Genomic DNA, 2,361 nt, shown 5'->3' with positions numbered 1-2,361 from the left:
GCATAGAGTCTCAAAAGGGCTAAATTTACCCCCGATTCATCGATGAAAATTAGTTTTGATGCCTCAATTTCCCGAACTTCTGACCAGTATTCCACTCTTTTTTGCTGTACCCTGTCACTTTCTTTTTCCGCCGCGTGTAGTGTTTTTTTTTGAAACTGTAATTGAGTTTTTGCGTAAGCCGCCCCAGGGTGGCTCTACTGACTTTCACCTGTGTCTTTTCATACAGTAAGTCCGATAATTCTTCGAGAGTTGCATCATTGTTAGCTTCGATGATTTCTATTAAAATTATCAGTTGTTCACTATTTAACTTGGTTGGCGGACTTCCCCCTTGCGGACGAGGACGGATATCTCCTGTTTCTTTATGTTGCTTCAATAACTTCTGAATAAAGCTTTTAGCCACGTCAAATCTCTGGGCTAGTCCTCGAATGGAAATTTTTTCTTTCTTCCAGACATCGATAATTTTTTGGCGAAAATCTACGGAATAGGGTCTCATAGGAAGCTGGTAAGTTCTATTATTTGTCTATTTGCTTTCCATTGTACCTCATAGCTCCAAGAATTGCTATATCTAGTTTTTCATAAGAGGATAGCACAACACCCACTTAGGGACCTAGACCATCTATTTCAGGTCGAGATTATGGGGGATTAGATGGTATCGAAGATACCAGTGAATTGAGTTTTTTATATGTATCACCACCTTCTGACATCAGACCATCATAAGTGTTCCATTCATGAAACTGTTGTTTCTGAAAAGCTTTAATTTTTTCTTTTAACTGTTGGGAGTTCTCCTGTTTGATTATATCCTCATTAAGGAGTATCTTTTGGAAAATCTAAGATTTCAACAATAAGCCCTTTTCTTTTTCCTTTTTCTGAATCATCATGAGCGTTATCTTCAACTATAGCGTTTAAGGATTTGACATTAGTTTGCCAATTCGTATCTACAGTGGGTGATGGGGATACAGAGGGGGATGGAGATACAGAAGATGATAGAGAAGGTGATGGAGAGGGAGAGGAAGGAGTTGATAGCCCTAGACTTACTTTAATATCCTTGATTATAGCCTCTCTAGTCTGACTATCTGATTTTATTCCTACAATACCTGTTGGTTTTATTTTTTTTCCTGTTTGATAATCTTCAATTAACTGTTTCCAGTTTATTTCTTTTTGCTTAGATAAGCTTTTTTGTAACTTAAAAAGTTTAATAATTGCCTTTTTACTTTTTGTTTTATCAATCTTTTGATCCTGAGCCAGATCATTAACTATTTTGTCCAACCCATCTGGTAGAGTTAATTCAGTCATTAATTGTAGTTCCTGATTTACAGATTCTATTTGCTGCTTTAAAGCGAAGATAAAAACCACTGAAGCAATCGTATCCCGTGAATTAATGGGAGTTGGTGACATAATTCTTGCGCCCAATTTTTCCTGTCCTAATGTTTTAATATAAGTCCCATTAGTCGAACTATCTTTAATCATCCAAACCCCATTTTCATAGGTAATCTCAGCATGATGTTGGGACACTTTATCACTATTAGCACATGAATCTAAATCAATTTCTACTGGATTCCCCGGTGTAAAAATACCAATCACTGCGCTATTATAAATTTTAAATTCGGCAGTGGGTGCATTAAACAGAGGAATTAAACGCGCAGTGGCCATTGCACCTATGGGAGAAGGAGATGTCATCTGCATCGGTGCTGTCATTACTTGAGGGGTCGGTATTACTTGTGTAGGAGGAGTGAGAGGTTGAGGGGTCGGTATTACTTGTGTAGGAGGAGTGAGAGATGGAGGGGTCGGTATTCCCTGTGTAGGAGGAGTAAATGAGGAAGAAGGAGATGAAATCGGAGTGACGGGGAGAGTATTTCCTAATTCTGCACCACAGGTTTCGCAAAATTCAGCGTCTGGGGGGTTTCCTTCATAGCCACAGGTGGGACATTCGATAGACATGGTTGATTCTCCTTAAAAATGACGATATTTGACAGATTAACAAGGTTAGAAAAGAGTTCAAGACATTTGAAGATAAAGTCGGCATTACCTCAAAATAACGGCAAAAATGAACTTTAAAGCATTTCTTTCAAGTTTGTGCTTGAATCAGCCTAAGTTCCTGTGATAAGCTAAACGGCGCTTAACCTGCATGATCCAATAGCTATAACCCTTTTGGAGTCTATATCGGTGATCCGAAGTAAAAGCCGTTTAGCTTATTACGAATAGTTTCATCTAGAGATGATTGTTCATCGGAAATTTTGGGTCTGAAACCCCGCCGTTCTAGGTTGGCTTTACGTTAGAATTAAAAGGCCAGTCTCGAAAACCAAGTGGACGGCGCAGCACCTTGAAAACTCGGCTTAGGGGGTTCCGACCAGAAAAGCTTGG

Annotated in this window: 1 protein-coding gene and 1 pseudogene; both read right to left on the bottom strand. The window is 39.1% G+C overall.

Annotated elements, in window-relative coordinates:
- Positions 1-493: pseudogene (locus tag O9290_RS25355) on the bottom strand (IS630-like element ISMae26 family transposase); the annotation flags it as partial.
- 311 nt (positions 494-804) lie between these two features.
- Complete coding sequence (locus O9290_RS25350; protein WP_288087658.1) at positions 805-1,677, bottom strand: FHA domain-containing protein; 873 nt, start codon at positions 1,675-1,677, stop codon at positions 805-807.
- Between the last annotated feature and the right edge of the window lie 684 nt (positions 1,678-2,361).

The sequence above is a fragment of the Microcystis sp. LE19-41.2A genome, from assembly GCF_027530405.1.
Lineage (GTDB): Bacteria > Cyanobacteriota > Cyanobacteriia > Cyanobacteriales > Microcystaceae > Microcystis > Microcystis aeruginosa.
Note: the sequence above shows the minus strand (reverse complement) of the source record. Positions and strands in the feature narration are given on the sequence as shown.

What these genes read in the sequence shown, in the direction of transcription:
- O9290_RS25350 (WP_288087658.1), bottom strand. Translation starts at nt 1,677, where the DNA reads ATGACATCTCCTTCTCCCATAGGTGCAATGGCCACTGCGCGTTTAATT.